Below are 1,650 nucleotides of genomic sequence, written 5' to 3' on the forward strand. Positions count from 1 at the left end.
TTCAACATTGTGGTTTCCTTTGATGGTTTGGTTTGCACCTCCATCAAAACGGACAACCATCATCTCCATCAAGAGATGTGCCGTCCCCATTTCAGCTTGCTGAGAAGGGGGCGGTGTCAGATCACATCGAGACTAATTCAGGTTAGTTGTCCGTCTTGCCCTTGAGGTGCGCTCGCCAGAACTGGCGATGCGGGGTAGAGCAACTGAGCATGACCACCATCGGTCTTTGCGTCAGTTTTCTTCTCTACCTTAAGTTTACTATAAGTAAATTTTGCACTGCAAGTTTTGCTCATAGATTCGGTTTGGATTGGTTCGTGTTTCATTTTGTAACTCCTTATGATTGTTTCAGAATTTTGGGCGATGGCCGTTGAGATACGACCATTCACCGCTTTGATATTGCGGAAGGTGCGAAAGCGCCGCTGGCACTGGCTCGCGAATGACGCGCAAGGTTTTCTTGCGGCCAAGCCATCCGGGCACGCGCACGGCTGAGAGGTCCGCATCGAAATACGGATTAGGCCCGTATGTCCCGCGATAGAGCTTCATGGCGTGATACGGCAGTTTATTAGCCAGGAGTGGCGGAATGCCGTAGCCCGATGGCATAATGAGCGCCTGCTTGCGTATGTGGCCACGCTCATAGTCCAGCGTTTTCATGGCCAAACCCGTTCGTACGGCATTGCCCTTACCGAACAACGCATCATGCATGGCTTCGCGCATGGCGCGGCCTGCGCGCTGCTGAGTAAGCTGATCATTAAGCTCAATTGTCTGAGTGCCGAGTTTGGCGCTCAGATGGCGCGCGGTTTCCAGATCAGAGATGCCGCCGCCCAGATACACCTCCAGATCAGCACTGGCCGAGAACGTCATCGCCCCCGTTGGCCCAAGGTTCTGTTTAATCTGGCCGATATCTTGGTAGACGCAGACCGGACAAAGCCCGAAGCCGCGCCCGATAGAATAGAACTCGGCAATCTCAGGGAACGGCCCAAGTTGAGCCGCCTCGTCAATCACCAGATTGAGTGTTGGCGCTTCTGGCTTGGATTGCTTGATCGTGCGCAGCGTCGAGAAGAACTGACGGATCAGCGGTGCGTTTTGCTGCGTCATCTCCGGCGGCATCACAAAGAACACGAAGACTGGATCGGGACTATTCTCGCAGAGCACATCCAGCGTGAAGTCCGCGAGATGCGTGCTGGTGAAAGCATTTTGCAGGCGCGGATCAGTCATAAAGGCGAGCGCGTTGGTCACACTGCCCATCACCGAGTCAAAGGTGCGGCGACTATCATGCGCCATATCCAGCATCTCATCATAGGTGATGCGCAAATCCGGATCGCCACATTCAGCCATCATGTGCGCCATGAGCTCCCAGGCTTCCGGGTCAGAACGGATCATGCCAATCAGATCGAACAACTTGGTTGGTGAGACGCCATCTACCGTGGTGACAAGGCCACGGATCAGAGCATCCAGCCAATTCTGCGCTTTTTGATCGAAGAAGGCTGAATCTCCGCCTCCGCTATCTGGCAACTGGACCTGTCACGTTTTTGTGCCGCCCCAGGTGCTCGTTTAGGCCACTTTCCGTTCGAAAGCGACCGGGCTTTTCCAGCCCAAAGCTGAGTGCCGCCTGCGCGGATTGTAGAAGCCATTGATGTATTGGAAGATGGC

General features: G+C 54.2%; 2 protein-coding genes. Both read right to left on the minus strand.

Annotated elements, in window-relative coordinates; genetic code table 11:
• Positions 1-137: 137 nt before the first annotated feature.
• Complete coding sequence (locus tag ACFWW2_RS01515) at positions 138-323, minus strand: hypothetical protein (protein ID WP_393925597.1); 186 nt, start codon at positions 321-323, stop codon at positions 138-140.
• 22 nt (positions 324-345) lie between these two features.
• Positions 346-1,512, minus strand: a complete 1,167-nt coding sequence (locus ACFWW2_RS01520; RefSeq protein ID WP_393925599.1) for a type IV secretory system conjugative DNA transfer family protein — start codon at positions 1,510-1,512, stop codon at positions 346-348.
• Positions 1,513-1,650: the final 138 nt, after the last annotated feature.

Origin of the sequence: Yoonia sp. R2-816 (assembly GCF_046762905.1) — a bacterium.
Lineage (GTDB): Bacteria > Pseudomonadota > Alphaproteobacteria > Rhodobacterales > Rhodobacteraceae > Yoonia.

Bases quoted from the DNA above. Each gene is read 5' to 3' on its own strand.
- ACFWW2_RS01515 (WP_393925597.1), bottom strand. From the start codon at position 323: ATGAAACACGAACCAATCCAAACCGAATCTATGAGCAAAACTTGCAGT.